This is a genomic window from Streptomyces sp. NPDC002817 (assembly GCF_053592055.1).
In genome coordinates this window covers 19,319-44,310 of sequence record NZ_JBSFUY010000014.1, presented here as the reverse complement: position 1 = coordinate 44,310, position 24,992 = coordinate 19,319, and the positions used below count along the sequence as shown (strand labels likewise).

Annotated in this window: 37 protein-coding genes and 2 tRNA genes; 20 read left to right on the top strand and 19 right to left on the bottom strand. The window is 71.1% G+C overall.

All coding sequences use genetic code 11. From position 1 onward, the window contains the following. Positions 1-92: 92 nt before the first annotated feature. The 17 genes from ACWD3I_RS25165 to ACWD3I_RS25085 all read right to left on the bottom strand — a co-directional run bounded on the left by ACWD3I_RS25165 (position 93) and on the right by ACWD3I_RS25085 (position 9,986). A complete protein-coding gene (locus ACWD3I_RS25165) occupies positions 93-821 on the bottom strand; it encodes a phosphoadenosine phosphosulfate reductase domain-containing protein (RefSeq protein WP_365395150.1) in 729 nt (242 codons plus the stop codon). Between the two features lie 84 nt (positions 822-905). Beyond that, entirely contained in the window at positions 906-1,376 is a 471-nt protein-coding gene (locus tag ACWD3I_RS25160; protein WP_365395153.1) for a hypothetical protein, read from the bottom strand. 116 nt (positions 1,377-1,492) lie between these two features. Continuing rightward, positions 1,493-2,275, bottom strand: coding sequence for a hypothetical protein (locus ACWD3I_RS25155; protein ID WP_365395156.1), 783 nt, complete (start codon positions 2,273-2,275; stop codon positions 1,493-1,495). Positions 2,276-2,403: 128 nt separating this feature from the next. Beyond that, positions 2,404-2,775, bottom strand: a complete 372-nt coding sequence (locus tag ACWD3I_RS25150) for a hypothetical protein (protein ID WP_365395158.1) — start codon at positions 2,773-2,775, stop codon at positions 2,404-2,406. A gap of 243 nt (positions 2,776-3,018) precedes the next feature. Then, positions 3,019-3,621, bottom strand: a complete 603-nt coding sequence (locus ACWD3I_RS25145) for a hypothetical protein (RefSeq protein WP_365395161.1) — start codon at positions 3,619-3,621, stop codon at positions 3,019-3,021. A gap of 67 nt (positions 3,622-3,688) precedes the next feature. Beyond that, positions 3,689-3,883, bottom strand: a complete 195-nt coding sequence (locus tag ACWD3I_RS25140) for a hypothetical protein (protein ID WP_365395164.1) — start codon at positions 3,881-3,883, stop codon at positions 3,689-3,691. Positions 3,884-3,960: 77 nt separating this feature from the next. Continuing rightward, positions 3,961-4,686, bottom strand: coding sequence for a hypothetical protein (locus ACWD3I_RS25135; protein ID WP_365395167.1), 726 nt, complete (start codon positions 4,684-4,686; stop codon positions 3,961-3,963). Between the two features lie 184 nt (positions 4,687-4,870). After that, complete coding sequence (locus ACWD3I_RS25130; protein WP_365395169.1) at positions 4,871-5,491, bottom strand: hypothetical protein; 621 nt, start codon at positions 5,489-5,491, stop codon at positions 4,871-4,873. Next, positions 5,488-5,814, bottom strand: a complete 327-nt coding sequence (locus tag ACWD3I_RS25125) for a hypothetical protein (protein WP_365395172.1) — start codon at positions 5,812-5,814, stop codon at positions 5,488-5,490. Before ACWD3I_RS25125 ends, ACWD3I_RS25130 begins: the two co-directional genes overlap by 4 nt. Continuing rightward, positions 5,811-5,981: a hypothetical protein gene (locus ACWD3I_RS25120; RefSeq protein ID WP_365395174.1), complete on the bottom strand. Its 171-nt coding sequence runs from the start codon at positions 5,979-5,981 to the stop codon at positions 5,811-5,813. The genes ACWD3I_RS25125 and ACWD3I_RS25120 overlap by 4 nt, the downstream gene beginning before the upstream one ends. Positions 5,982-6,252: 271 nt before the next feature. Continuing rightward, positions 6,253-6,711 carry a hypothetical protein gene (locus ACWD3I_RS25115; RefSeq protein ID WP_365395177.1) on the bottom strand — a complete coding sequence of 153 codons (459 nt, stop codon included), beginning with the start codon at positions 6,709-6,711 and terminating at the stop codon, positions 6,253-6,255. Positions 6,712-6,897: 186 nt separating this feature from the next. Next, the gene (locus ACWD3I_RS25110; RefSeq protein WP_365395180.1) at positions 6,898-7,155 is read right to left on the bottom strand and encodes a hypothetical protein; all 258 of its coding nucleotides are present in this window, start codon (positions 7,153-7,155) and stop codon (positions 6,898-6,900) included. Between the two features lie 228 nt (positions 7,156-7,383). Further along, positions 7,384-8,088 carry a PP2C family protein-serine/threonine phosphatase gene (locus tag ACWD3I_RS25105; protein WP_365395183.1) on the bottom strand — a complete coding sequence of 235 codons (705 nt, stop codon included), beginning with the start codon at positions 8,086-8,088 and terminating at the stop codon, positions 7,384-7,386. Between the two features lie 80 nt (positions 8,089-8,168). Further along, on the bottom strand, positions 8,169-8,423 hold the full coding sequence (locus ACWD3I_RS25100; RefSeq protein ID WP_365412377.1) for a hypothetical protein: 255 nt from the start codon (positions 8,421-8,423) through the stop codon (positions 8,169-8,171). A gap of 181 nt (positions 8,424-8,604) precedes the next feature. Then, positions 8,605-8,865, bottom strand: coding sequence for a hypothetical protein (locus tag ACWD3I_RS25095; protein WP_365412379.1), 261 nt, complete (start codon positions 8,863-8,865; stop codon positions 8,605-8,607). 63 nt (positions 8,866-8,928) lie between these two features. Then, positions 8,929-9,201 carry a hypothetical protein gene (locus ACWD3I_RS25090; RefSeq protein ID WP_365412381.1) on the bottom strand — a complete coding sequence of 91 codons (273 nt, stop codon included), beginning with the start codon at positions 9,199-9,201 and terminating at the stop codon, positions 8,929-8,931. A gap of 113 nt (positions 9,202-9,314) precedes the next feature. After that, positions 9,315-9,986, bottom strand: a complete 672-nt coding sequence (locus ACWD3I_RS25085) for a hypothetical protein (RefSeq protein WP_365412383.1) — start codon at positions 9,984-9,986, stop codon at positions 9,315-9,317. Positions 9,987-10,194: 208 nt separating this feature from the next. Between ACWD3I_RS25085 and ACWD3I_RS25080 the strand changes: the two genes are divergently transcribed. The 11 genes from ACWD3I_RS25080 to ACWD3I_RS25030 all read left to right on the top strand — a co-directional run bounded on the left by ACWD3I_RS25080 (position 10,195) and on the right by ACWD3I_RS25030 (position 16,812). Further along, a complete protein-coding gene (locus ACWD3I_RS25080) occupies positions 10,195-10,563 on the top strand; it encodes a DUF6409 family protein (protein ID WP_365412385.1) in 369 nt (122 codons plus the stop codon). A gap of 159 nt (positions 10,564-10,722) precedes the next feature. Further along, positions 10,723-11,292 carry an LPD29 domain-containing protein gene (locus ACWD3I_RS25075; protein WP_365412387.1) on the top strand — a complete coding sequence of 190 codons (570 nt, stop codon included), beginning with the start codon at positions 10,723-10,725 and terminating at the stop codon, positions 11,290-11,292. A 114-nt stretch (positions 11,293-11,406) separates the two neighbouring features. Continuing rightward, a complete protein-coding gene (locus tag ACWD3I_RS25070) occupies positions 11,407-11,706 on the top strand; it encodes a hypothetical protein (RefSeq protein ID WP_365412389.1) in 300 nt (99 codons plus the stop codon). 58 nt (positions 11,707-11,764) lie between these two features. Beyond that, entirely contained in the window at positions 11,765-11,971 is a 207-nt protein-coding gene (locus ACWD3I_RS25065) for a hypothetical protein (RefSeq protein ID WP_365412391.1), read from the top strand. A gap of 196 nt (positions 11,972-12,167) precedes the next feature. Then, positions 12,168-12,464: a hypothetical protein gene (locus ACWD3I_RS25060; protein WP_365412393.1), complete on the top strand. Its 297-nt coding sequence runs from the start codon at positions 12,168-12,170 to the stop codon at positions 12,462-12,464. Between the two features lie 488 nt (positions 12,465-12,952). Then, entirely contained in the window at positions 12,953-13,087 is a 135-nt protein-coding gene (locus ACWD3I_RS25055; protein ID WP_365412395.1) for a hypothetical protein, read from the top strand. Then, complete coding sequence (locus ACWD3I_RS25050) at positions 13,087-13,866, top strand: GGDEF domain-containing protein (RefSeq protein WP_365412397.1); 780 nt, start codon at positions 13,087-13,089, stop codon at positions 13,864-13,866. Before ACWD3I_RS25055 ends, ACWD3I_RS25050 begins: the two co-directional genes overlap by 1 nt. Before the next feature lie 289 nt (positions 13,867-14,155). Continuing rightward, positions 14,156-14,467: a hypothetical protein gene (locus ACWD3I_RS25045; RefSeq protein ID WP_365412399.1), complete on the top strand. Its 312-nt coding sequence runs from the start codon at positions 14,156-14,158 to the stop codon at positions 14,465-14,467. Then, on the top strand, positions 14,377-14,859 hold the full coding sequence (locus ACWD3I_RS25040) for a hypothetical protein (RefSeq protein WP_365412401.1): 483 nt from the start codon (positions 14,377-14,379) through the stop codon (positions 14,857-14,859). Before ACWD3I_RS25045 ends, ACWD3I_RS25040 begins: the two co-directional genes overlap by 91 nt. Before the next feature lie 109 nt (positions 14,860-14,968). Further along, positions 14,969-15,706 carry a hypothetical protein gene (locus tag ACWD3I_RS25035; RefSeq protein WP_365412403.1) on the top strand — a complete coding sequence of 246 codons (738 nt, stop codon included), beginning with the start codon at positions 14,969-14,971 and terminating at the stop codon, positions 15,704-15,706. Positions 15,707-15,927: 221 nt separating this feature from the next. Beyond that, positions 15,928-16,812, top strand: a complete 885-nt coding sequence (locus ACWD3I_RS25030; RefSeq protein WP_365412405.1) for a hypothetical protein — start codon at positions 15,928-15,930, stop codon at positions 16,810-16,812. 58 nt (positions 16,813-16,870) lie between these two features. Here ACWD3I_RS25030 and ACWD3I_RS25025 read toward each other — a convergent pair whose 3' ends face one another. Further along, complete coding sequence (locus ACWD3I_RS25025; RefSeq protein WP_365412407.1) at positions 16,871-17,146, bottom strand: hypothetical protein; 276 nt, start codon at positions 17,144-17,146, stop codon at positions 16,871-16,873. 371 nt (positions 17,147-17,517) lie between these two features. On the opposite strand from ACWD3I_RS25025, the gene ACWD3I_RS25020 reads away from it, so the two are divergent. The 4 genes from ACWD3I_RS25020 (at position 17,518) to ACWD3I_RS25005 (ending at position 20,974) form a co-directional block, all read left to right on the top strand. After that, positions 17,518-18,213, top strand: a complete 696-nt coding sequence (locus tag ACWD3I_RS25020; RefSeq protein ID WP_365412409.1) for a hypothetical protein — start codon at positions 17,518-17,520, stop codon at positions 18,211-18,213. 906 nt (positions 18,214-19,119) lie between these two features. Beyond that, a tRNA-Arg gene (locus ACWD3I_RS25015) sits at positions 19,120-19,191 on the top strand. Positions 19,192-19,407: 216 nt separating this feature from the next. Then, positions 19,408-19,779, top strand: coding sequence for a hypothetical protein (locus ACWD3I_RS25010; protein ID WP_365412411.1), 372 nt, complete (start codon positions 19,408-19,410; stop codon positions 19,777-19,779). Between the two features lie 67 nt (positions 19,780-19,846). After that, on the top strand, positions 19,847-20,974 hold the full coding sequence (locus tag ACWD3I_RS25005; RefSeq protein WP_365412413.1) for a hypothetical protein: 1,128 nt from the start codon (positions 19,847-19,849) through the stop codon (positions 20,972-20,974). A gap of 106 nt (positions 20,975-21,080) precedes the next feature. Here the strand turns inward: ACWD3I_RS25005 and ACWD3I_RS25000 are convergent, their stop codons facing one another. Continuing rightward, positions 21,081-21,332 (bottom strand): hypothetical protein, encoded by a 252-nt coding sequence (locus ACWD3I_RS25000; RefSeq protein ID WP_365412415.1) that lies wholly within the window; start codon positions 21,330-21,332, stop codon positions 21,081-21,083. A 364-nt stretch (positions 21,333-21,696) separates the two neighbouring features. Between ACWD3I_RS25000 and ACWD3I_RS24995 the strand changes: the two genes are divergently transcribed. From ACWD3I_RS24995 to ACWD3I_RS24975, 5 genes are all read left to right on the top strand, one after another. After that, positions 21,697-21,772 (top strand) — tRNA-Ala (locus ACWD3I_RS24995). 610 nt (positions 21,773-22,382) lie between these two features. Further along, positions 22,383-22,748 (top strand): hypothetical protein, encoded by a 366-nt coding sequence (locus tag ACWD3I_RS24990; RefSeq protein WP_365412417.1) that lies wholly within the window; start codon positions 22,383-22,385, stop codon positions 22,746-22,748. A gap of 150 nt (positions 22,749-22,898) precedes the next feature. Continuing rightward, positions 22,899-23,276 carry a hypothetical protein gene (locus ACWD3I_RS24985; RefSeq protein WP_365412419.1) on the top strand — a complete coding sequence of 126 codons (378 nt, stop codon included), beginning with the start codon at positions 22,899-22,901 and terminating at the stop codon, positions 23,274-23,276. Next, a complete protein-coding gene (locus ACWD3I_RS24980) occupies positions 23,260-23,394 on the top strand; it encodes a hypothetical protein (RefSeq protein WP_365412421.1) in 135 nt (44 codons plus the stop codon). Before ACWD3I_RS24985 ends, ACWD3I_RS24980 begins: the two co-directional genes overlap by 17 nt. A 324-nt stretch (positions 23,395-23,718) precedes the next feature. Beyond that, on the top strand, positions 23,719-24,915 hold the full coding sequence (locus ACWD3I_RS24975) for a DnaB-like helicase C-terminal domain-containing protein (RefSeq protein WP_365412423.1): 1,197 nt from the start codon (positions 23,719-23,721) through the stop codon (positions 24,913-24,915). Positions 24,916-24,992: the final 77 nt, after the last annotated feature.

Here is a 24,992-nt window from a genome sequence, read left to right as displayed (position 1 = left end):
GTCTCCAGGATCAGGGCAGGCGGCCGGGGCGCATCTGCGGGGTGGGACGGACGCCCGCACGGCGGCGGGGTCCTTGGTCGGCGGTCGGTGGCTCAGGCGGCGGCCTGCTCGCGTGCGCGGAGCTCGGCGAGCGGCAGCGGCCGGCTCTTTCCTCCGCGGCGGTCGCGCAGGATGGCGACGGGGCCGAGGAGAGCGCGCAGTTCCTCCTCCTTGGCCTCGGCGTGCGCGAACTGCTCGGGCAGGGTGGCGAGGAGGCGCTTCCACTGGCCGTGGCCGGCCTTGACGCACGATCCGTAGCAGTTGTTGTGCGGGAAGCCGAGTTCGTACAGCAGCGGGGGCCGCACGCCGAGCGCGCGGATCTCGCCCAGGAGTTCGTCCTTGGTCGCGTCGGGACCGTCGGCGAGCGGGAATGCGGTGTGCCAGGGCTGCCAGTGGAGGGCGATGGCCGGGATCCGGCGCCGGTCGCGGTCGTTGGGCTCGATGCCGATGTAGGCGATCGTGTCGTCCGGCGGCGCGTGCTGGCTCATCCAGGCCCGGCACGGCTTCTGTTTGAGGATGAACGTGCAGTGAGCGAGCCGGTTGTTGCCCAGAAAGCGCTGGTCGGCGAAGACCTGCCACGGGTCGCGCCCGTCGCGGACGACGGTCAGTTCGACGCCGAGGAGGTGGGCGATGTCGTCGGAGAAGCGCCACAGGTCGGGGTGCTCGGCGCGGGTGTCGGCGATCAGGAGGGTCAGGTTCTGGGTGCCGTGTTGCTCGGCGACCCGCACGGCGGTGATCGCGGAGCCGACGCCGCCGGAGAACTGGACGACGTGTTGGACCAAGAGCAGGTTCCTTTCACGGGGAGGGGGTGGCGCCCGGCCCGCCGAGGGGGTGATCGGGTGGGGGCGCAGGGGGTGGCCGGCGTTCTAGCGGCTGAAGGCGCCGGTGCGCAGGTCGATGGTGAGGACGTCGCCGGCGGCGGGCTGGTCGAGGCAGGTCAGATCGGGCAGCAGGGCCTCGAGCTCGGTGTGACCGGCGTCGAAGGGCGAGGTGGTGGTGCCGTCGGCGTGGCGGAGCAGGAGATTGCTCGGCGACCAGTGCGGCGGCATGCCCGGCCAGGCGCGGGTGCGGATGCCGACATGCGTGACGCGCGCGGTGCTGTCGGTCTCGCCCTCGTCGAGGGCCGCGGCGACGGCCGTGCGCAGTTCGGCGAGGATCGCGTACCTCTTGCGCTGCAGCTGGTGTCGTTCCACCCGGCGTCCGACCTCGAGCAGCTGCTCGTCGGACAGCACGGAGAGCACGCCGTCCATCAGGCCCGGATTGGTCACGGCCGCGGGGCACAGCAACACCGGCTGCTCCGGATGGTCGTGCAGGACGCTGGCAGGGGGGTTGGGCATGAAGTCCCTTCCGTTGTCCCGGGACGGCGCAGCGCCCGGGGACAACCACTGGTCAGGGCGGCGGGTGCGCCGCAAGGGAAAGCGGAGGACCGGCGTGGCCGCCGGCCCGGGGGTGCTCACACGGGGCGCGGGAGCGCGTACAGGTGGCACTCGCGGTCGTGGCGGGGGTTGTGGGTCTCGCGGGCGTAGCAGCAGCAGTGCCGGAGCGGGGCGGACAGGCAGTCCGCGATGAACTGGGCCGCAGCCGAGGAGTCCTGCGAGCAGTCCACCGTCCCGCCGTCGCCGGCGATGTAGACCGGGTCGCCGACGGGTTCTCCCCGCTCGTCGTGGAGGAAGATGCTCCAGCCGGTGTGCTGGGCCGGGGCGTGGCGCAGTGAGCCCGCCCGGTCCGCGATGACCAGCGTCCCGTAGGTGTCGCGGCTGAGCCGGACGGTGACGCTGGCCCTGTCGCTGTGGGCGCCGTAGGAGACGGTCAGCCCGTTGCCGGGCGTGATGCCGTGTACGGCGAGCGCGGACAGGAGCGTGTTGGCGGCGATGGTCTCCGGATGCGACAGCCATGCGGCGACCGCTCGCGCGCACACCTCGGCCTCGGTGGCCAGAGGGCCAGGAGTGGCGGAGGTGTGCACGGTGCCGACCTCGTGGTAGTCGGGCGGACTGTCGGGGATCCATGCCGAGGCGCTGAAGCGCGCCCGGGTCTCGTGAGGCTGCTGCGGGCCGGTGGTGTCCCACTGCACCGTTACGTGGACGCCGTCGAGGGCGCTCGCTTTCGGGACGGCGGCCGGGTAGGCGATGACCACGCCTTCTTCGGAGTTGAAGTGAGCGCCCAGGCCGGCGGCGGACAGCGCGCCGAGGACCATACTCACCGGCGAGGAGGCACGTGCGGAGGTGGTGCTGGACATGGAGACCCTTCGAGGTGCCCGAGTGGGAGGAGGGCATGCCCTCCCGCCGGTCCCGGGTCGCCACAGCGCCCCGGGACACGATCTGGGGAGGCGGAGGGCCGGGCGGATCCGCCCGGCCCACGTGGCTGCTACCGGGTGACGCCCTGCGCGGCCGCCTGGACGACGACCGTCAGGCCGACGAGGGCAGTGGCGAGGTCGCTCTCGGTGATCTTGCCGCTCGGGAGCGGGACGGGCGCGGAGGCGGGGGCCTCGATCCCGTTGAAGACGCGCAGAAGGTTGCGGATCATCTCGCGGGTATCGTCACTGTTCGGAGCCTCGACACCGGCCGACCGCGCCGCCGTCGCCATGTGGTTCTGGGTGAGCGAATCGATGTCGTCGGCGCTGAGCATGCCGCGGTGGCTGATGTGCAGGTAGTACGCGGTAGCCAGGGACTTGCGGACCTGGTTGAAGCGCCTGTAGGTGCTGGAGGCGAGGCCAGACGGCAGGATCTGCTGGGCCATGGGCAGTTCGACGGTGGCGCGCGTGGGCGGGATGATTGTCTCCGATCGACGGGTTGTCCGGGCCGGATCTCCGGCGCCGGTTTCGTGCGAGGCCGGGGAAGCCTCAGTGGTCTGCGGGCGTCTCAGGGAGCGGAAGCCCGAACCTTGATGACTCTTAAGACTATACATTACGAAGGCTGGATGTGCAAGCTTTAAGAGTCGCTCTTGGGGGTCGAGTGCGGCGCAGCGTGCCGGTCGGGACGGTTAGCCGCCGTCCTCGCCGAGAACCCACACGTAAGTCATCGTGCCGAGCGCCGAGGTCCAGCGGGCATACACGCGGCCTGCGGGGCGGTGAAGGGATGCCGTGGCCGGCTCTTCGCCGTCGAGGATCGCCAGCAGCGACGCACGCAGTTCCCGGGGGGACATGGACGGCCCGCGGCCGGGCACGTCGAGGCCGTCCCGTTCGGCCAGTCGGTGCGCCGCCTCGTGCGCGGGGACGAAGTGGTGCACGCCCTCGCGGTGTTCCTCCGGCACCAGCACGTAGGGGACCGCGCAGCGGGCAGGCGTGAGGGCCAGGTTGGCGACGTCGCCAACCGTGAGAGGGGCGCCGGGAAGCGCGCGATCGCCTGCAGGGGTGTAGGGGATGAAGCGGACCGCGTCCGGCTCCTGCGGGTACCACAAGCGCTCGATCGCTGTGCGGTCGGTGAACGGCTTGGTTCCCTCGGCGAACAGGTGGTTGACCCAGCGGGCGCCCCACCGGTGCCACACCTGGGGGCCGTGCAGGGCGGCCAGCCGGTCGCGGTCACAGAATCGCAGGGGCACGGGGCGGGCCGGGGGCGACATTGCGGGAGGGGTGGTGTCGGCCATGCGTTCCTTACGTCGGAGGGGGCCAGGCGGCCGGGGGCTGCGGGGACGGCCGTGGCGGCGAGGGCGGTCAGTCGGCCGCCGCGCACAGGGTGCAGGTCACCTCGAGAAGTCGGCCGCTGGCCAGGGACTCGATGGCGAACGGGCCGTTCATCCTGCACTTGGTACGGGCCTCGCTGATGCGGGAGTACGACCAGCCGGGCTGGATGTCGTGCGTCTTTCCCGTGTGCGTGAACCGTGCGACGTGCTCGGCTTCGCGTGCCACAGGCACGCCTCCTTCGGATCGAGGGTGAGGCAGAGGGTGGGGGGCATGCCGGGCGCGGCGGCCGGCCGGCCGAGCAGTTACAGGCCGAGGGTGTCGGCGCAATTCAGTGCCTCGCGGTACTGCTCCTCGGTGAGCGCGCCGACGCCGCTCAGCCCGGTGAGATAGATGCGCAGGCGGCCGTCGGTGGCCAGCCAGCCGTTCAGCGACTGTTCGAGTGTGCTGAAGTCGCACCAGATCAGCAGGTCGTGGCCGGTGATCTCGCGCAGGCGCCGAACGGCGTCGCGGTACGGCGCGCGTTCCCTCTTCGCCGCGTCGACCAGGGCCTGCGCCTTCTGGCGCTGGGCGTGCTCGTCTGCTTCGGCCTCCGTGTACGCCTGCTGCCACTGGCCGAAGTCGGGGTGGGAGGTGATCCGGGCCCGGATGTCGTGCAGGGCGCCGACCCGGGCCATGCGCCGGTTCGCGGTGGTCACGTACATGCGCGGGGGCGGCCGCAGCTCGTGCCACGGCTCGCCGAACACGGTCATGTCCGGCGTCCGGTCCCACCTTCCCTCCGGCACCGCGACCTGCCGCACGACCGCCGTCCTCGCACTGGAGGAAACGACCCGCCACCACGCGGCCCAACTGAGGGCATTCTCGCGAGTGAGGGGCTGGTGCGGGCTGTAGATCACCACCAGGTCGTCCGTCCGCAGCTGCGTGCCCTCGGTGACTTCGGCGATGTGGGCGTCCGGCCGCGCCGGCCACAGGCCAGCGAACATGCGGCGGGCCAGCTGGGCCGCGCGGTGCTGAGCGATGGTGGCCGTCATCGCTTCGCACCCGTGACAGTGAGGCGCTCGGCGACGACGGCCGCCGTGCGGTGACGCCGGGTCAGGTAACGGATCATGCGCACTTGGCCTTACGAGCGTGGGATACGGGCGGCGGGCGAGATCGTCAACCCGCCGCCCTCTTGACTCTTAAGACTATACATCGCGGAAGTCGTGCGTGCAAGTCTTAAGAGACGTTGGGGTGTTCCGGGGCGCCGGTGTGCGTCTCGTCCAGCATGCGGTACGCCGCATGCTGCTCGGCCTCGGGCACCGCCCACAGCGTGCTGGATCGGGCCGCGTGCTCGACGAGGCCGGCCTGCCAAGCCAGCGCCCACAGCGCCAGCATCCGCGCTCCTGCCTCGGTTGCGGGCACGGGACGGCTTTCGGCTCTGCGGCGGGCGGTGTCCTCGCGGAGCCAGCCGAGCGCGGCCATGGAGCGCACGCGGGGGATGGGCATGTTCAGACGAGGGGTGAGGCCGAGAGGGTCGGCCGCGTAGAAGCCGCGCGCGTCCTCTTCGAGGAGGCCCTGGAATGCGAGGTCCAGGAGCTGAAGATCGCTTCTGGTCAGCCGGGTGCGCCGGACCTCCTCGGTCTCCTCGGGCGTCAGGATCGAGGGCGCGTACCGGTGGCGCCGCTCGGCGTGTGCGCGGGCGCCCGCCCGCGCTCCGCACTCGTCCACGCCAGCGCCGAAGGCCTCGGTGAACCCGTCCAGGGGGTTGCAGCGCCAGCACCAGTAGCCCATCACCCCGGGGCGCGTGTGAGGGACGGGTCTCACCGTGACGTACGGGGGCAGCAGGTGTTCGGTCACTCGGTTCCTTCGGTCGCAGCGGCGGCGTCGGCCGCGCGGGCGATCTCGGCGCGGATCTCGTGGGTGACGGCGTAGACGGCTCCGCGCTCCTCGCGGGTCAGGGCGGTGCCGGCGTGCCTGCACAGGGCGGCGGCCAGGCGGAGGGTGTACTCCAGCTCGGCCCGCGGCCGGCGGCTCACCCGCAGGCGGATGTAGGCAGTGCGACTACGGGTGTCGCCGAAGTGCGGGAACGGAGCACCAACAGCGTGCCGGATCACGAACGCCACGGCTTCGCGGACCGTCGTCGGCCGCCGCGCGCCGGACGGGCCAGGACCGTTGGTCACTCGTAGCCTCCGCCGGTCGTGGCAGCCAGGTCCGCCAGGGCGCCGGCGACGGGCGCGCCGCACAGCTCTGCCGCATCCGGCAGAGCGTGCCCGGCCGCGCCGATCAGCAGCGGGCCGTCAGGGTCCCGCGCGAGCCTTTCGCCGGTCTCGGCGATGCCGAAGACCACGTGGGACGCGGCGGGGGCGCCAGGGGGTCCGAAGATCTCCCGCAGAGCTCCCAGTACGTCGTCGAACAGCGCCTTCGGCAGGGCGCGGCCGTCATGGTTGGAGCCGTCGGAGGCGTGCGCGACGACGGATACGGGCGGGGTGAATGTGCCCGCGTCGGCGAGGGGCGCGGCGTCCGGGCTGGTGGCGGGGGATCGGCTGATGGGGCGCTCCTGTCATGGTCGCGCCGCGCCCGGGAGTGCGGGGGCGCGGCGGGTTCCTGCTCGGGGTGGGCTACGCGGCGTCGCGGTCCTGGGCCGGTGCAACCGCCTTGACGTGCAGCACCGTGTAGAGCGCGGCCCACGCCGCACCGGCGGCCACGGCCGTGAATCCGGTGGCGGCGGTCCAGTTCAGATCCGTCTGGTAGGCGGAGAAGTTGAGGACGAAGCGGACGGCGAGGAACAGCCCGGCCATGTCGGCGACGACCGCAGCCGCAGCCCACCCGGGACGCGTGACAAGAGGGGCCGAGTGCGCGTGCTGACGGTTGAGGCCGCGCAGGTCGGTTCCGGCGGTCACGAGGACGACCGCGAGCAGGGCGGCGAGCGTCATGCCGACCAGCAGCGACAGCGGGAGGCTGCCGAACGTCATGGCCAGGACCAGGCCGAGGGCGACGAGTACCGCCGTGGCCCGGTGGAGCTTGCGGCACCAGCGGTGCGGGTGGGCAGAGGTCGGGCTATATGCGGTGCGGGACATGGGGCTCTTCCTGTTCGCGGGAATCGGTTAAGGGGCCAGCCGGGCGCGGCTGGGGGAGGTGCAAGGGGGCGAGCCAGGGGACGGCTCTCCCCGCCGGATCAGGTGCCGGGGGCCGGGTGCTGCATCAGGGCTCCGGTGTCTGCGGACAGCGGTGGCCAGGGGTTCCGGCCGTCCGCGCCTGCTGGCCTAGACGACGCGCATCCCGAACAGCCGGGGACTGTCGTCGACACGGCCGCACAGGTCCTCGGCGCACGGGCCGCAGAGGTTGCAGCAGCCGCACTCGTCGAGATTCAGCACGTGCCAGCCCGCGTCGTGGGCGTCGTGGGTGCCGTCGTCGCCGTCGTCGAGGAAGGGTGAGGCCTTCCCGCACTCGGAGCACTCGATCCGGTCGAACTCCGTGACCTCCAGGTGCAGTTCGGTCATCTCGGGGAGGGCGATCGTCACGAGGTTCACTCCTGGCTTGGGTGCTTTGGCCGGGACCCCTCGCCCTCTGTCTCTTAAGACTCTACATTGAGGGGGTGGGGAATGCAAGCCTTAAGAGTCACTGATGCAGTGGCCACGAGGGCAGGCGCTGGAGGGTGAAAGCGCGGCGCCGAAACGTCCGTCAGGGCGCCGGTGGGGAGCGGGGGAGGGGTGCGGGCTGCCGGTGCTGGCGGCCCGCACCGAGGAGCGTCAGCCGAACTGCACGACCATCGCCGTGGCGTTGTCGCGCCGCTTGCCGGTGAAAGACACCGCCGTGCGGACGAGCGCGGAGGCGGCGCCGCGCGGGGTCGTCTGCGCCAGCGGCACACTCATGTCGATGCCGTTGTCCTCGAAGGGCGCGTAGGTGCCGTCGGAGACGAGCAGCAGTCGCCCGCCCTGGGCGCGCAGCGGACGCGCCGTGCCGATCTCGGCCTCCTCGCCGTCGTAGCGCCGGAGGCTCGCCGTGATGAGGTGGCGGTCGTTCGGCGGGATGTTGGTCTCGCCTCTGGCCCGTCGGGCCTCGGCCTCGTTGTGGTCGGCGGTGAGCTTCTCCAGGGCGCCGCCGGTCGGCATCCAGTAGGCGCGCGCGTCACCGGCCCAGCCGACGCGGAGGCGGCCGTCTGCCGTACATACCGCGATGACTGCGACCGCGTCCGGCGGCCGGTACTCGTCCTCGTAGCCGTCGGACTGGGACACCGTCCGCGCGGCGGCGATGGCAGCCTCGGGGCTGCGGGTGACCGCAGCCACCCGGGCGAGCACCCGGGCCTTCTCGTGCGTCCAGGCCTGTACCTCGGGCGTGGTGCCGATGCCGTCCAGGAGGACCCAGGCGCGGGCGCCCGACTCGGTCGCCACGGCCGTCGCGTCGCACTGGGCGGGGCGGTCTCCGATGTCCTGGGCGGTGGCGTAGGTGATCACGTGGTGAATCTCCAGGGGGTTGGGGGGGTGGTGCAGGGGAGCCGGTCCCGCCCCCGTGGGGCGGGACCGGCGAGGGGCGCTCACATCCACTGGGGGGCGGGGCTCTCAAACGCCGGGACCTGGGTGCAGCCGTACGCGTACGGGCGCAGGTCCTTGAGCGCGTTCAGCTCCCCGTACGCGTCGCACACGACGCACCGAGCGCCCTGCTTGTCGCCGTTGATGTAGAGGTCGACGACGCGAAGGGTGTGGGGCTTGGTCTCCTTCGGCGTGGCGACGGTGGAGATGATCAGGTCCTCGGTGCCGAAGAGGGGCGCGGGGGTCTGGGTCGCCGTCATGTCGTCTGTCCGTCCTTTGCTGGTCCGTGTGCGGGGGCTCGATCCCCCGTCGTCTCTTAAGACTCTACATAAAAGGTTGGCGACAATGCAAGTCTTAAGAGACGCGTGATGGTCTGTGGTGCTTGTCACTCCGCGCCCGGCGAGTGGCGGCGGGCGCGGCGTGGTGTCCTCGCCTGCGGTGCTACCCGCCCTGCTGGGGGGCGGTCTGCCCGGTCAGCCCCAGGCGGAGGGACTGCTCGATCTCGTCCGCGACGCCTACGCGGGCGTTGCGCTCCGCCTCTACGGCCGCGTTGTCGCGGTACTGCCCGATGCCGTAGTCGGCATAGTCGAGTGGGCGCCGCGCCTCCTCGGCCGTCTCCAGGGCGCCGAGCACCGCCTTGATCAGCTGGACGCGGCTCGCCTCCTTCAGGAGCGCCTCGATGTCCTGCCGTGCGTCATTCACCGGTACTCCTCGGATGTCGGAAGGGGAGGGGCGGCCCCCGCCGGGGCGGGGGCCGCAGGTCGGTCAGAGCTGAGTGCGCTGGACGCGGTAGTGGCGCGCGTTGTGGTATCCGACCTTGGCCAGCGCGAGGCGGCCGTTGATGGTCCTCTCGCCGCCGAGGCCCTCGGCGTGCTCGCGGCGGACCTGCCGCCACATGGCCGCGTCCGTCTCGGCGGGCTCGCCCAGGAGCAGCTCCTCCGCCGCGTCCGCAACCTCGTCCGGCACGGTGACCACGGTCTCGAAGCCGGGGACGAGGACGGTGTAGCCGGTCTCGTTCACAAGGCGAAGCTCAAGCACGGGAAGCCCTTCCGGTGGAGTCTCGGCGGGGTGTCCCCGCCCTGCTGACTCTTAAGACTATACAGAGATGATCGACTGCGTGCAAGCCTTAAGAGTCGGCCACTCTGTGTGGGTCAGAGGTGAGAAAGGAACTGCATGAGGGAGACGCTGTGCGGCACGCGCTGGTCGGATGCCCCGGGTACGTGGACCGTCCGGACGCTCGCCCGGCCGCCGAGCGACTTCAGCAGTCGGCTGGACGCATCCGCCAGGCGCCACGGCCCGGAGTGCCAGGAGTCATTGGGCGCGCACGCCAGGGTCAGTCCGTAACGCCCGTCCGCGCGGCTTTCGGGAGTGAACCAGTGGCGCAGGTAGAAGCGGTTCCAGTAGTCGGCCACCGCCTCATGGGGATGGCCCGCGTACGGCTCCCGTTCGATCGTCACGTCCGGCCTGCCGAGCGCCCACGTCACACGGTGCGGCTTGTCGTCGAGCCAGGCGAAGACGTCGGCGTCGGCCGTCGTCACCGTCCAGACCTCTTCGTCCGTCCACTTTCCGCCGTCGGCCGCAGGAAGCTGCCTGGGCCCGATGTCGGTGACCACAGCCGTCTGTGTGCGGTCGCCGTTGTCGCGCAGCCACGCGCCGCCCGTGACCTCCGCGAAGTCGTCGCCGGGCGACCAGGGCGCCGGCGCATCGGCGAACGCCTCGCGGGAGAAGACGTGTTCAACCTCGACGAGGTGGGCGAAAGGAGCTTCGGACGTCGGGACGCCTCGCGCCATGCGGAGGATGTTGCGGGTCAGGCTACGGTTCACGGGGTCTCCCGGGCTCGTTCCGTTGCGTCTCTTAAGACATTACATGCGGATGCGATGTGAATGCAAGTCTTAAGAGTCGCCTGGTCGAGATGCGGGGCGCTGCGCTGCGGTTTGCCTCTTAAGGCTTGCATTCCGTGATCCATGCATGTAGAGTCTTAAGAGTCGAAGCGGCTCGGACGGGCCGCCATCACTCACAAAGGGGCTCGCCGTGACTGCCACTGCTGTCACCTCGCAGGACGTCCTGGAGGCGGGCGCGGTCGTGCGCTGCCCCCGCTACGTCGAGGGCAAGAACACCGGACTGCGCAAGGCCGTCGTCCTGGGCCTCTTCCGGGAGGGTGACCCCACGGGCGGCTACCGGGTGTACTTCTACACCCTGGGCGCCGCCGGTTTCGCCGACCACACGGTCAGCCTCGCGTTCCGTCGCGAGATCGACCCGCTGGGAACGGTCGAGGACATGTCCGAGCGCACCCTCGTCCGCATCTGGCGAGGCCTGGGCGACTTCCCCGGCTCCTCCACTGCCCGCTACCGCGTGCAGCGCATGGGCATACGCCTGCGCAACGCCCGCCTCGGCAGGTAGGGCGAACCCCGGATCCGGTGCCGCCCGGCCCGTCATGGGCGCCGCCGGACCGCCACATATGAGCGCCTCTTAAGACTTGCGTTACATATGGCCAGTATGTATAGTCTTAAGAGTCGAGAGGGCGGGGAAGGCCCGCACGAAACGCATCCAGGAGGAACCGTGACCACCGCGACCGCTCAGCCCGCAGACGCTGCCTACCTCGCCCTGCGCCTGCCCGCCGGCACCCCGGTCACCTACCACGGTACGGAGGCTGACTACCGCGGGCACTGGACTGTCCAGCCGTGCGCCTGCTCCGCGTGCCTCGTCGCCACCCTGCTTGGGCGCCCCGCTCGCCGCTACGAGCTGTACACCCTCGACGGCAAGCCCGGCCCGCTCGTGCACGTCCGCCACACGTCCGTGACTCCGGTCGTCGGTGAAGCCGAACTGGGCGAGGCCGTGATCGGTATTCCGACCAAGTACGCCGCCGTGCATCTTCGCAGGGAGCTCCGCCGCGTCTTCCCCGGTGTCAAGTTCTCCGTGCGCACCGGCACCGGCAAGCGTTGCGACGAGATCAGCGTCACCTGGAGCGGCGGCCCGCGCCGCACCAGCGTGAGCGCGGTCGCGGCCCCGCTCCTGGCGCAGTTCGGTCCCGGCGATCGGCGCAGCCCCCGCCACGTGTGCGTCACGGTCGGCGGCCGCGTGTACTCCGGGATGCCCAAGGTGGGTGCGATCAACCTCCACCGCGACTGAATCACCCCCGTGTGGCTCTTAAGACTTGCGGCGTGGTGTGCTCGCGCTGTATAGTCTTAAGAGTCGGAGCGGGTGAGGGATCCCTCCGGCCCCCGACGCGAGGAGCAGCACACGATGAGCATCGTCACCCTCTACTGGAACGCCCCGTGGACCGCGCTGACCTCCCGGATGGCCGGCAACCTCATCGACGCGGGCGCGATCGGCTGCGTCAACTCCCACCGCCCCGCCTCCCTGTACGACCTCATGTGCAACCTGGAGGACGCCCGCGCCCTGCGCGCTGTCCGGGCCCGTACTACCGACGCCGTGACTGCCGCCGCCGTGGACGGCGAACTCGCGGACCTGGACACCGAGCACACCGGCATCCGGCTGGCCCTGCTGCGCACCTTCGGCGACAGTGCCCACGACCACCTCTGACCGTCACCTCCGAATAGACGCCGCCACGCGCCTCAGCCTCGCCGCCCAGGCTCTGTACATGTCGATGCACCCCACCGGCGACCTGCTCCCCCCAGAGGTGGAGCACGTCCGGGAGGAGGCCGTCACGCGCCTCGGCGGCACGGAGGGCGTGGGGTTCGCCACCGCCCGGCGGCTGTTCTTCTGCGCCGCGGCGGAACCCGACGGCCACAGCAGCCGCTTCGCGTGGGCCCGCGCCGCCGCCTCGCTCGTCGAGGCCCAGCCGTAGCTGCCGGGAGGTCCCTCCCCCGGGGCGTACCCCGCCCGCCCCGCCATCGCCACCCTGATCCCCTGAGAGTCCGGAAGGCCCAGAGATGACCCACCCGCCCGCCACTTGTCCGGCGCCCGCTCCACAGAGTGCCGAGACCTTCCGCGAACGCATCGCCGGAGCGGTCTGGAACGACCTTGTCCGATCCTGTGGGCTCGTGCGCAACGCAGACGGGAACGGCTTCCACTTCCGCTGGGCGGGACGGCCATACACCCTCCGGCACCCGGTGACCATCACCGGCGGCCGGGCCCGCACCTGGGTCCTCACTCCCGCCGCGGACGTGGAGGCGCCCCCGTTCGCATCCGGCCTCACGTGGACGGGACGCAACCGCCGTGCGGTGGTCATCGCGATGGTCCGCTACGCCTACGGACGCCCGTGCCCGCACGAGACCAACACGGGCAAGGACTCCTGCCAGAACTGCGACGCGTACGACGCGCACGATGGGGACCACTGAGCCGCTCCCGGCCGCAGCCGTGTCCGGCGGCGCGTTCCGCCGGGCCGCTGGCATCTGTGTCACGCCTGCCTCTGAACAGTCCGGTCTGTGTCATCAACCCCCTGTTTCCCCTGGTGAAAGTGCTCGGCTGTGTCACTGTTCAGCTGTGTCACTGTGTCATCGCGCCTGCCGCCGACCGCTGGGGTGCGGCACGATGGCGGACTCCGTCAGCAGCGCGCCGCGCCGTACGCCGGCGGCGGAGCGGCCGCAAGCGCGTGCTGGTGGGCATCCGCGGAGCTGCCGGCAGAGTCCGGACTGGCCTCTGTCTGACGCACGGAACGCTCGCCGGGCGGGTTCTTTCGCCCCTCCGTGACCCGGTGCGGGTCGCGCGTCCGGCGCGGCCGCAGATCGTGACCCTGGGCGCACACCCACCTGATGTCTCTTAAGGCTTGCGGTCCGGCGTGGATCTCTGTATAGTCTTAAGAGTCATCGAGAGGAAGGGGGCGGAAATGCTCCGCCGCAGCCACACCCTGAACTACGGCCACAAGGGCCGCGGAAGCCGCTCGCACGACCGCACGGTCCGCCGGATCGCCAAGCGTCGTGAGAATCGCCAGTGGCAGGGCGACGCGCGGCGGGACGGCTGATGGCCGCCGCACAGAACCCCTCCCTTACGGCGGCCGTCCGGGCCGGAGCCCCGGGCGCGGCGGCGGGCCGCACGGTCGGCGCCGACGGACCTTCGTTCGTCCGCGCCGTCCTGGACCGAGCTCGCAGCGACCTCGCGCACGACGGGGTGAGCCCTCAGCGTTTGCGGCAGACGCTCGCCTTGGTTGTCCCCGCCGCCGAGGAGTTGCGGTCCCAGGTCGCAGAACTCACCGGCCAGCTGGCCCAGGCCCGCACCTGCCCGGTCACCGGCTTGCCCACCCGGGCGGCCTGGACCGCGCGGGCCCACCGCGTGATCGCCGAAGGGTCCGCCGTCGTACTCCTGATCGATCTCGACGGCTTCAAGTCGATCAACGACCGATGCGGCCACGATGCCGGAGACGCCATCCTGGCCCACATCGGTGCTGGCATGACCGACTGGGCCGACGCCGATGGCTACGCCGTGGGGCGCCTCGGAGGCGACGAATTCGTCGCGGCCATGGCTGCGAGCCCCGACCTCCCTGACCGGATCGCGGGTCTGACCGCCCTGCTGACCGGGCCCGTGCACTACCGGGGCCGGGTCCTCTCGGTGGGTGCATCCATCGGCCTGGCCCGCACCGCCGATCTGACCGGCGAGGACCTGGCCAACCCGCTCTCGGCCCTCCTGAAGATCGCCGACGCCGAGATGTACGCCGCCAAGGGGCGCAGCCGTCGCGGCCGCCGCCTGGCCCGCGTCGTCCCCCGGCCCGTCCAGCGTCTCCTCGCCCGCCGGGCCGGGCGCTGACGGAGGCGCCCCGGGCGCGCTCCTGGCCCCGCGAGCTCATCCCGTCACCCCTGAGGTCGTCGCACCGGTTGCGGGATCCATGCTCCGACTCTTATGGCTTGCGCTCTACTCTCACTTAAATGTATAGTTTTAAGAGTCGATTGGTGGGGGTCGGTTCCTCTGCGGACACCGACCCCCTCACGGCGGGAAGCACGTACGGGGCCGAGCGCCACGCCCCGCTGGCTGCCCGCCCGACCCCGGCTCGATCAAGGAGGGTCAAACCCTGGGCCTGGACCACTCGTTCTACGCGGTGTACGGCGTCGAACTCGCAGAGACGGACTGGCTGGCCGTCTACGACGGCCTGGAGGCTCTGCGCCGCAGCCGGCGCGACGACGACACCAGCGAGGACGTCGACCTGTACACCGTCAGCGGAAACTGGCCCCACGAGGACCGGGTCGTCATCGGCGTCGGCTACGAGCAACTCCCGCCCGGCACCTGCAAGTCCGCCAACGACTTCGAGACCTCGCCCGAGTGGGACACGATCCTGCTCCGCGCCGCCGCAACCCTGCCCGGCCGCGCCCTGGACGCACCCGGCTGGCTCCTCGTCCACGACTTGAGCTGACCGCCCGCGGAATTGCCCGCGCTCCGCTCGTAATCCGCCCGAAGGGAACCCCCCTGAGCTGCAACCGCGAAAACGTCATCTGGGAGTCCGCCGACGGCACCTGGAACATCGGCTTCTGGCGCTTCGACTACGCCCACCACGACGACGACGAGGAATTCGACCCGGAGTGGAGCGTCGAATACTTCGACGACGCCTTCTGGTTCTGCTCCACCGGACACCCCACCTGGGAGGCCGCGCTCGACGACTACCTCGACGAGGAACCGAACCCCGGCGGGACCACGATCGTCCGCCAGAGCGACCCCGGCAACGCCAAGGACATTGCGAACTACGAGCGCCTGGCTGCCGAGTTCAGGGCCGAGCACGGCTCCAGCCGGTCGACCGCCTGCCCCTGATCCCCGGACCCGCGCCGCCTGCATGGGAAGCGCTTCTCTCGGCCGTCGCCACGGCCGCCGTGGTCGTCGGCCGAGCAGCGCCCGCACACCTGAGACGAAAGGACCCCTCTTGACCGAACCGCCGATGAACCAGGCCGAGCGCGCTGCGCGCGACGTCGTGGAGCCGTACGTGAAGGCCGAGGTGATCACCGAGGACGAAGCCGAGGCGATCATGCGCAGCCCCGCGGGCTTCCCGGCCCTTCAGCGTGGGGTGCGCGCGAACCTCGCCTCGGGTAACGGATCCAACTGGTCCTACAGCGTCCGTGTCCGCGAGGCCCGTACCGCGTGGGGGAACGCGCCCCAGCAGGAGCCCGCCACTGTCCGCGGGGCGCGCGACCAGCTCCTCCGTGAGGAGATCGCACGGGCCGTCTACCTCGCCGTGCGCGCCGAGCACCAGGACCCCGCGCAGATCGCGGACGACGACCGCTACGCCGCGCTGTTCGTGAGTGCTCCTCAGTGGGTGGCAGAGATCGCGGTGGACTCCGAGGCCCAGAAGCGGTCCGCGGACTGCGGCCGCCGGACGCCGTACTGGGTGGAGATCATCCCCCTGGCCGGGCGCACGGTCGCCCGGGTCGGTTGCGAGTGCGGCGGTCGTCACTGGGACACGGTGGACCTGGGACCGGGGGCCACACTCGAAGAGGCCGACCGCTTCGACTACACGATCCTCGGGCCGTCCAAGGTGCTGAAGACGCTCGGTGTGCGGATCACCGACGAATTCGAGCTCATGGAGCCCTCCGAGGGTCTGGCGTGGCGCCTGCGCGCCAGCGCCCGGGCAGACCGCGCGATCGGCCGGTCCGGCTCCCGCTGAGCGAGGACCGACCACCGCTCTCGGGGCCGGCTCCACACGGGGCCGGCCCCATCCTGCCGACGCGGCCAGCGGGGTGCAGACGGACGTACCCGCCCGGCGCCAGGTGCCGGCCTGGAGTCCGGGTTCGCGCCGCATTCCGTTCGCCGCTTGCAACTGCGCGCCCTTGAGACGCAAGGACGCGTAGGCGGACTCTGGGATGAGACGACCAGGAGGTGGGTGCGGTGCCGGACAAGCGTCCGCGCGGGCCGCAGCCGAATTGGCGGCCCAAGAGGGAGACACGGCGCGTCCTCGAAGCCGTGGAGGCTGTCCTGGACGCCTACGCCGACTATCTGCCGGTCACACTCCGGCAGATCTACTACGTACTGCACGGGCAAGGCGTGCTGGCCAAGACTCGGCCGGACTACAAGCGCATGTGCGAGTACGTCGGCATGGCCCGCCGCTCCGGACGCATCCCCTGGGACGCCATCCGCGACGACAAACAAGTCGCCGTCGCTGCTCCGCCTTCTTTTGCAGGCCCCGAGGACTTCTGGCGGACGCTGGAAGCAGCCGCCGCGTCGTACCGGGTCGACCGCCAGCACGGCCAGGCGGTGCGCCTTGAGCTGTGGTCGGAGACGGAGGGGATGGTTCCTCAACTCGCGCGGGTCGGCCAGAAGTACGGCATTTCCTGCTACTCCGGCGGGGGGTTCGACGGGCTCGCCGGCAAGTACAACGCCGCCCAGCGTGCCATCACCGATGGCAGGAGAACCTGCGTGCTCCACGTCGGGGACTACGACCAGAGCGGGGAATGGATTCTGATCGCGTTGGCGGAGGACGTCGCCGCGTTCGCGGCAGCCGGCGGCGCCGACGTCGAATTCGTACGGGTGGCGGTGACACCCGAGCAAGTGGTCGCCTATGGGCTGCCGACTGCTCCGCCGAGCACGGCGGACCGCCGCGCCTTCTCCGGCGCCGCCACGACACAAGCAGAAGCGTTGCGGCCGGACGTCCTGGCTGAACTCGTGCGGGAAGCCGTGGAATCCCGCCTCGACATGTCTGTCCTACGGCAGGCGATCGAGCGTGAACCCGCCGAACGGCGTGCGCTGGTGGAGCGACTCCACCGCAGGGACTGACGTCGCCGAGCGGGGCGAGCGCACGGCCGTCCAGCCCCGTTGCGCGGCCGGAGGGTGCCTACTCGGCCTCGCGCTTGCCGGAGCCCAGCCGGGCGAGCTTCGCGCCGACCAGTCGGAGCCCCGCGAGGGGGTGCAGCAGCGTGAAGGTGATGGTCAGAGCGACGTAGAAGAGGAAGCCCCGGCGGCCTTCCCTTTCCTGCCGCTTCAGCCACACGATCAGGTCGTCGTGGCGGCGGGCGATGAAGAGGTCGGCTTCCTTGCCGATGAACAGCGCGCCGGCCATGAATCCCGTGAGGAACAGCCCAAGTCCGGCGAGTGAGGCAAAGAGCGTCATTGTGTTCCTCGTTCCCAGTGCGAAACCCTAACGGGCTGACTCTTAAGACTATACGCAGGGGTCTCGAACAGTGCAAGTCTTAAGAGTCGGTAGTGAAGGGTGACCTGCGACTGATGTCGCGCACTGCGCCTCCGCGTCCCGGTGTGCGCGAGTCCTTGCGGAAGTGGACTCACGCGCGGTGGCTCGGTGGTGACGCGCCGCTTCGTCGCAGTCCTGGACGGCGACGAGGTCGGGGGGTGGAGCCACGTCTCTTATGGCTTGCAATACCTGGATCCCGTATGTATAGTCTTAAGAGTCATTGAGTGAGGGGAATGCACACTGTGTCTGCTACTGCGCTGGTAGGGCGTTACACCGCCGAGGAGCTCGCCGGGATGAGCCCGGCTCAGGTCGACTGGTGGGCAAGTGACCTTGCCGACGCGCTCGGCAAGGTGCGCGTTCGGCGCGGGCGCCTCCTGGACTCGGTCCATCACCACGTGAAGGACCGGCGGGAGTACCGGCGAGGGGTGCAGCCCGCGTGGCGGATGACCCACGAAGACGCTCTCGCTCGCGCGGCCGAACTCCTGGACTCGGGCGCACTGTTCCCCTGGGACGCCACGAGCCTGACCGAGGCCCTGGCCGACCTCGAGTCCGCTGGCGTGGAAGAACGCGGCCTGGCCGAGGCGGCAGCCCTGCCCCACGCCGAGTGGATGCGGCGAGGGTGGTCGAGGTTCTACCTGGTCACCTCCAGCGCGGGCGGCCACATTCACGACTCCACCGGCTGCGGCTCGTGCCGCTCGACGACCACGTTCGTCTGGCTGCCCGACCTCGCCGGGCGCGACGAAGCCGCGGCGGTCGCCGAGCACGGCCCGCTGCTGTGCACCCGCTGCTTCCCCAGCGCGCCGCTGGAGTGGACCCGCGGGAACGAGAAGCCCGCATCCTGCGCGGGCGCCGGTGAGCCGGCGAAGTCCGGGACGGTCCGCCGGCGCGGCATGCGGTGGTGGGGCAAGTGCTCCGGCTGTGACGAGTCCTACCGCCTGACCGGCGCCGACCGGATTTGGGGCCACAAGCCCAAGCCCCGCTCCGCCTGACCTCCGCGAACCGCACGCCGCCGCTCCCGCGCCGGGAGCGGCCCGCCGGCGGGCGAGGAGCCAGAAAGGAACCCGACATGACCTCTTCCTCCGGGGCCCGTGCCCCGAAGGCGTCCGATGACGTCACTCGACGTACCGGCCTCACACCCTCTGCATCCTCTGCGGCCGATGACGGCCGGACCCACCCTCGTCCCCGCCGGGAGGCGCCGTCCGCCGCCTCGGCGGCAGCACCGGTGAACCTTCGTCAAGGCGGACACGCCGGACTGATCCAGCAGTCCCACTACACCAACCGCGGCCAGTGGTGGGTCCATTGCTGTTCCGCGATCGTCGTCCGCGACGACGGTAGGTCGTGGTGCTCCTCGTACGAGGAAGCGGAGGCACTGTGGCGATGGCACATCGCGGTTGAGTGACCCTCCCGGGGCGCCGCGTCGCGCCGCAGAGTACGGAGCCTTGGTGGGTACCCGCTCCAGGTTGTCTCTTATGGCTTGCGCACCCCCGTCTTCGTCGTGTATAGTTTTAAGAGTCATCGGGGGTTCGGGGTGGCGGGCCGGAAGGCTGATGTCGCCCCTCCCTGATGACGTTAGGCCTGGGCGTCTGATCCACGTCCGGAGCTGAAGGGAGGGTCGCTCCCTCCTGGAGTCGCGGTGTTCGGTGCTGCACGGCCCCCTCACCCCGCGTGGTCGCTCACGTGGGCCGGGGGGCAGGAACGGGTTCGATTCCCGTCGACTCACTGGTTCCTTCCGCTCCTCGTCCCCCGCCCGGGGCGGGAGGGACCGGCCGCAGGCCCTCGCCCCCTAACGGGGGTCTGCGGCGCCGCCCCTGCGGCGCGGGACATGTGACCCGCACGGCCTGAGCGCCGTGCACGACTCGCTTCCCGCGCCGCAGCTCGGGGCGTTGCAGAGCGATGCTCCTGTCGTCCAACGGATAGGGCGCCGGGCTACGGATCCGGCAATCGGGGTTCGAATCCCCGCAGGAGTACGAGGTCCTCCCCTCGCGGCATCCGCCGTGGAAGGAAGTGACCGAGCGACCGGCTGTCGCGCCGCACGACGGTGCGCAGAGGTGAGGGTCCCGCATTGGGCGCGCTCGCCGAACTCCCCGTCCGCCCCGGGGACCAGCGGTTCCCGGGGCGGGCGGATGACGCGTTGTCCCGGCGACAGGCGTAGTCCGAAGACTGCTGAACAGGAGTTGCGTGCTGTGGAGTTGGAGCAGGTTCACCCCAATCCGTCGCTCGATCCGGGATTCCGGCTCGGTCTCGACGGCCGGTGCCGCTTCCGCCACGAGGGCCTCCTGGTGGACATCCATGTGCGGCGGCTGACGGAGCAGGACGAAACCTGGTACCGCGAGGACGAGTGCAGCCCGGACGACGCCTTGGTGATCGGCACCGTCACCGAATGCGGCGTCGAGCTGGCCCGCGTCGAGTGGCCGAGCGACTTCGGTGACCCGTACGTGCTGCGTGAGGCGGTGGAGCGCACAGTGAGCGGAGCAGCCGACGAGGCACGCGCCAAGGTCGCCGCCCTGGTGGAGCGTCTCGCCGCGATCGACCGGCGTCGGGCGGCAGCGTCCTAGACGGCCCCCGTCCCGCGACAGCCTTCTCGTCAACCTGCCCAGTCCCAGCCCGTGTTGGAGTCGCCACATGACCACCCGCATCACCGTCCCGGACGAGGCCCGTACTTCGTGGGAGCTGGCCGACCGCTGGAAGCTCTCGATGGCCGACGTCCGCGCGGGCCGCCTGGTGCTGAAGGGCAACTGGCAGCGTGCCTGGATGCCGGACGAGCGGCTGTGCGCAGCGAACGGTCGCGCGTGCCGCACCAGTGCGGTGGCGGCCGTACTGACCGCCAATGGCTTCGTCGCGAGCTCCGGCGGCGGCGGGTTCCTCGGCGCTCCTCACGGCCTCGGGTTCGCTGCCGGGTTCAGCGCCGACGACCCGCGCGAGGTCCTGGACTTCGAGACCCTCAGCGTCCGACTGCCTGACACGATCGATGAGGCCGGCGCAGTGATCATCGACGCGGCCCGGGCTGCCGTCGCCGCCTGCTGCAAGGTGACAGGTCCCTGCCCGTTGCTGGGCAGCCCGCACTCGGTCACCGAGGACACCGACAGGTCCTGTTCCGTCTGCGACGACTGGCTTGCCGGCGCACCGGACCGAAGGGAGCGGGAGGAGCGGCGGCAGTGCCAGGACAGGGCATCGGTGCGGAGTAAGCCCCGTCCCGCCGCGGAGACGTACCCGCTCGCGGACCCTGAGGCGGAAGGCCGTCTCATCAGCTGGGAGCGCACCGCGCCGTCCGAGCTCGCCGTGCCTGGCCGGGAGCACCCCATCCGCTCCACAGAGGTGATCGCCGCCGTCCGCTGGGAGCTCGCCCCCTACCTCACGCACGGAAACACCGGCGTGGCTGATGTGGCAGAGCACCTCGAGACGGCACTGCGCGCGTTCACCGACAAGCGCCCCGAGGACTTCATCCACTCATTGGGACAGGCACTCGACGCCGCTGCACCTCTCAGGAACCCCGAGCCGTTCAACCAGGCCGTCCACCGCCGTTGGAGCGACGACGAGCCCACGCCGTGGGCCATCTGCTTCATCACGGCGAAGAGCCGCGACTACGTGACCCTCCTAGTCGGAAACAACTCCGGCGGCTTCGGCAGGGTTCGCCATCCGTGGCACTACGGTCTGACGTTCCCCGACCGGGAGACCGGCCTTGAGCATTGCTGGCGGTACGGCCTGCTGAAGCGCCGGGCCGTGCTCAGTAGAGGCGCCGCGCAGCCGTAACTCGCTGTCCGTGGCGATGCATCGGCGACCCGCAGATCTCCTCGATCGCCCGCCCGCCGACCCCAACTTCCCTTCCTGATCTGGAGACTCGTTGCCGAATCCTGGCTCACCTGATCTGCTCCCCGAGCTCGCCGCCCTGCTCGGGCCGGGCAAGCCGGCGTCCCTTGACCCGGTGCTCCATCTCGCCCGAGGCCTCGCACGCAGCGCCCGCGGCGGCTCCGCCGACGGGGAGTTCGGCCGACGGGGAGTTCGGCCGACGGTGCCGGACCGAGCTGGCGCCCGTGCTCCTGCGACGTTCGAAGCGTTGCTGCCGTCCGTCCTCGCACAGCGGCGCCCCAGGCGGCCCGCTCGTGGGCATCCGCCCTGCTCCGTGCGGCTGGTTGACCGCAGCCGCGCCCGGTCCCGGGGAGGAGACGGCCGGATACACCCCACCTCTCGGCTCAGCCCTGCCCTGTGCACTCGCCCCTGCCCGGCCCGCCGGCTGTCGGCGGCCGGCGCGGGGGGAGTCGGTCGGATCGAACCCGGAGTGTCAGTCCGCCAGGCGGTGGGGCGGGAGCGACCGTGCCTGGGTGCTGCGTCGTTGGCGGGCGGGCCCCGTCCACCAATTGTCTCTTAAGACTTGCACTTCACGCTTCTCTGCTGTATTGTCTTAAGAGTCAACGGGGTTGCCGGTTAATCCCGATGGCGCCAGACAACAGGGAGCGGCCGATCCGTGTTGTCCGGCAGGTTCGTAGCTCAGCTGGTAGAGCGTCCCCCACGCCGGGGGAAGGTCAGGGGTTCAAGTCCCCTCGGATCGCGAAGTGTTGGTGTGCGCCCCTCCAGAGGCACAGTCCCCGTTGAGAGGGCACACACCGGCACGAAGGACGGACCCGTCCGGCTGATCACCGGTTCGGGTCGAAGGAGGGGTAGCTCCCCTCTGGAGCTCTGGTGTTGGCAGCACACCCCCGGAGAGGGGAGGAGCGGGATCAGGTCCCGCAGGCTCACGACGTCGTACGGCCCGCCCCTGCCCCCACGGGACGGCCGTACGGCCAGGAACGGCACGGACGGGGCACCTCGCGGTGTGGCCACCCGGGCCCGGAACACCCTCTGGCAGGCTGCTGAGGCCCGGTGTACGAAATCCGGAGCCGGTCTGTGATGGCCCCGGGCCCGGAACGCCGCGAGCGGACCGTTTGCCCGTGCTGCTTTCCGGCTTCCGGTTCAGCCCGGGGCTGGGCAGCAGCCGCCGTTTCGCCGCTGGAGCGCCGTTGCCCGGTGCACAGAGGTGATGGCTCCCGTGGCGGGGAGCGCGATCGCCGACCTCCCGTCTGTTTCCCGGGGCCGCGTGCCCCGGGAAACAGACGGTTGCCGCCGGCGCCCATACGCCCCCCGGCGTGGGTGCCGATTCACGTCGTCGGGGTCGTCCGGCCCTGTGTACCTGCCGAAGGAGTGCGCAGTCGCCTCTTACCGCAACCGGCCGAACCCGATGCCCGCCGCGCCGGTGGCCACTCTTTCCACCGCGATCGCCCGACATGTCTGCTCCGTGCTCCGCGGCTGGCCGGACCCTGCCTTGCGGCCCCTGGCTTGCATTGTCTCTGAGCAGCTCCTTCCCGGCAGCGCCAGCCACACCCTGACGTTGGCGCCCCGTGACCTCCACAACCTGCTGACGGTCCTGCTCGACATTTCCCTCGACTACGCCGGGGGAAAGCTTGATGGGACGTGCGGGTTCTCGGAGGCGGATATCCACGCAGCGATCGACAGTCACCTGCACCACTACGGCCCGCTCCTGGACTGCTGACCACCGCCCACACACGCCCGGGCGCGCGGCCGTGCCGTGCACTCTCCGCCCCCCTCCTGAGGCGACCGCCCCCGGCCTACACATCAGACACAGGGTGCCCGCCCCTTTCTGCGCAGGGCGGGTGCCTTCGCAAGCAAAGGAAGTACCAGCATGGACACCATTCGGGATGCCGCCGGCCGCACCGTCCGCGAGGGTGACACCGTGGGCGGCACGACGTCCGGGCGCTACCAGGCGACCGTCATCGGTCCCGTCATTCGGATCGGGCGCGGCCAGGTCAAGATCCTCGTTACCAACGGGCCCGCCAGCGACATCGTGCGCCCGGCCCAGGGGGACGAGAAGTGGATCAGCGCAGACAGAATCTTCCTCGTCGCCTCCCGGGCCGAGGGGCTGCCGTCCGACGGCGACTGGTCACCACACGATGAGACCGCTGTGCGCGCCCGAGCCGCCGAGACCTCGAGCGTCCGCTACCCCGACCACCTGGTCGCCGCGCTCCTCGTCCGCGTCGCCCGCCATGGCACTCGCAGATGACTGCCTTGCCGAGGTGGGCCGGTTCACGCGACTGGAGCTGCTCCTGGGGCGCGCCCGGGACAAGGACGGCCAGGTCGACATGGACGGGGTCGCCGAGATCCTCGGCTGGCAACCGTAGCTGTGTTTTTCCACCGTGCGAACGGCAGCGGCCCAGGCCGAGGAGTTCGTCCCGCGGCGGGAGGGAATGCTGCCGCTTGACGGGCCGGTGTGCCCCAGCTCCTGCTGATCGGCCGCCGATCGTTACGGCTGGCGCCCGGCCGGGGTGGAGGGGGGTCGTGGAGGTACGCAGGGTAGCGGTTGTGGGTGGCCGTGTCCGGGGCTTGCGGTGGGGTTCGCGCGCGAAGGTGACCGGTTGTCTGGACCGGCCCGGTGCCGCGGGCGCCGCCCGTACGGTGGGCCTTCCGCCGCCGGCCGTGCCCGGCCTGCCCGTGCGAGGTGCCCCATGCCCGCGTCCCCGTCTCCTGGCACCGAGGACTCCCGCCCTGAGGGTGAGGAGCGGCTGTCGCCGGGCAGTCTTGCCGAGGCCGTCGCGTCCCTGCTGGGCTCGCGGCCTCCGGTGTCGACGTTCGTGCGGGTGTTGGACGAGGCGCTCGGCGGCGGTCTGCATCCGGGCCGGCTGTACCTGGTCACCGTCGCCGGCCCGGTGGGCGGTGAGGGACGGCCCGGCGCAGGCGGAGGGCTGCTGGCCGCCGGTGCGGTGCGGGGCGCGCTGTTCCGGGACGCGGGCGCGGTCCTGTACGCGGCGTTCGGGCCCTCCGCGCGGGACGTCGCCGCGCGGGTGATGGCCGGCCAGCTCCGGATCGGTTACCAGGCGCTGCGCGAGGGACGGTTGGAAGGAGCGGCCCGGGCCGCCGTGGCCGAGCTCAGCGCCGGACCGGAGGCCGCGCGGCTGCTGATTGAGGACCGGCCCGGGACTGAGACCGGCGAACTCGCGCGTCTGGCCCGGAATCTGGAGGGGCTGCGTCTGGTCGTCGTCGATGGGCTCGAGGCGGTGCCCGGTCTGCGCCGTCCGGCGCACGACGTGGAGGACGGCGCCGGGGCGGCGCAGGAACTGCGGCGCCTGGCCCGGGACCTCGATGTGCCGGTGCTCGCGGTGACCGAGACCAGTGGCGCTGACGGCGAAGGCCTGCGCGCCGCCCTTACCCCGGACGTCGTGATCGACCTGGCCTTCGCCGCGGACGACGTCGGCTACAACGCCCGGCGGGACCGAGTGCGGGTGACCGAGTGCGATCTCGGCCTGCAGCGCGAGGCGGAGATCAGCACCGACCTGCCGCGCGCCCGGCTGATCGGGCCGGAGTTCCGCGCGGACAGGGTGTTCGACTCGGACGAGGGCCGCCTGGTCGTGGACGCGCTCAAGGCCGCGGCCCAAGGCCTGTCGGAGGCGCCCGACGGCCTGCCCGAAGGCCTGGTCAAGAGGCTCGGGCAGTTGTGCAGGGGCATGCCCGACAACTTCTCCGGGCTGGAGTTCGGGGACCTGCCGCATGAGGCGCAGCGTGCGGTTCTGCAGGAGTGGGTGGCCCGGCCTCCGCTGCCGGACACGGACCGGGGGCGGGGCCTGGGGACGGCCCTCGGCGCGTTTTACGCCCACGCCGTCGCGCACGGCTACGACCCGGAGGCCGAGGTGCCTTGCGGGTGGTGAGGGGCGTCAGAATGGTTTGCCCGACGGGTGGTCGCATCCGGCTGGTTCGGGTGGGTGGCGGGGTGGGACGCCGTACT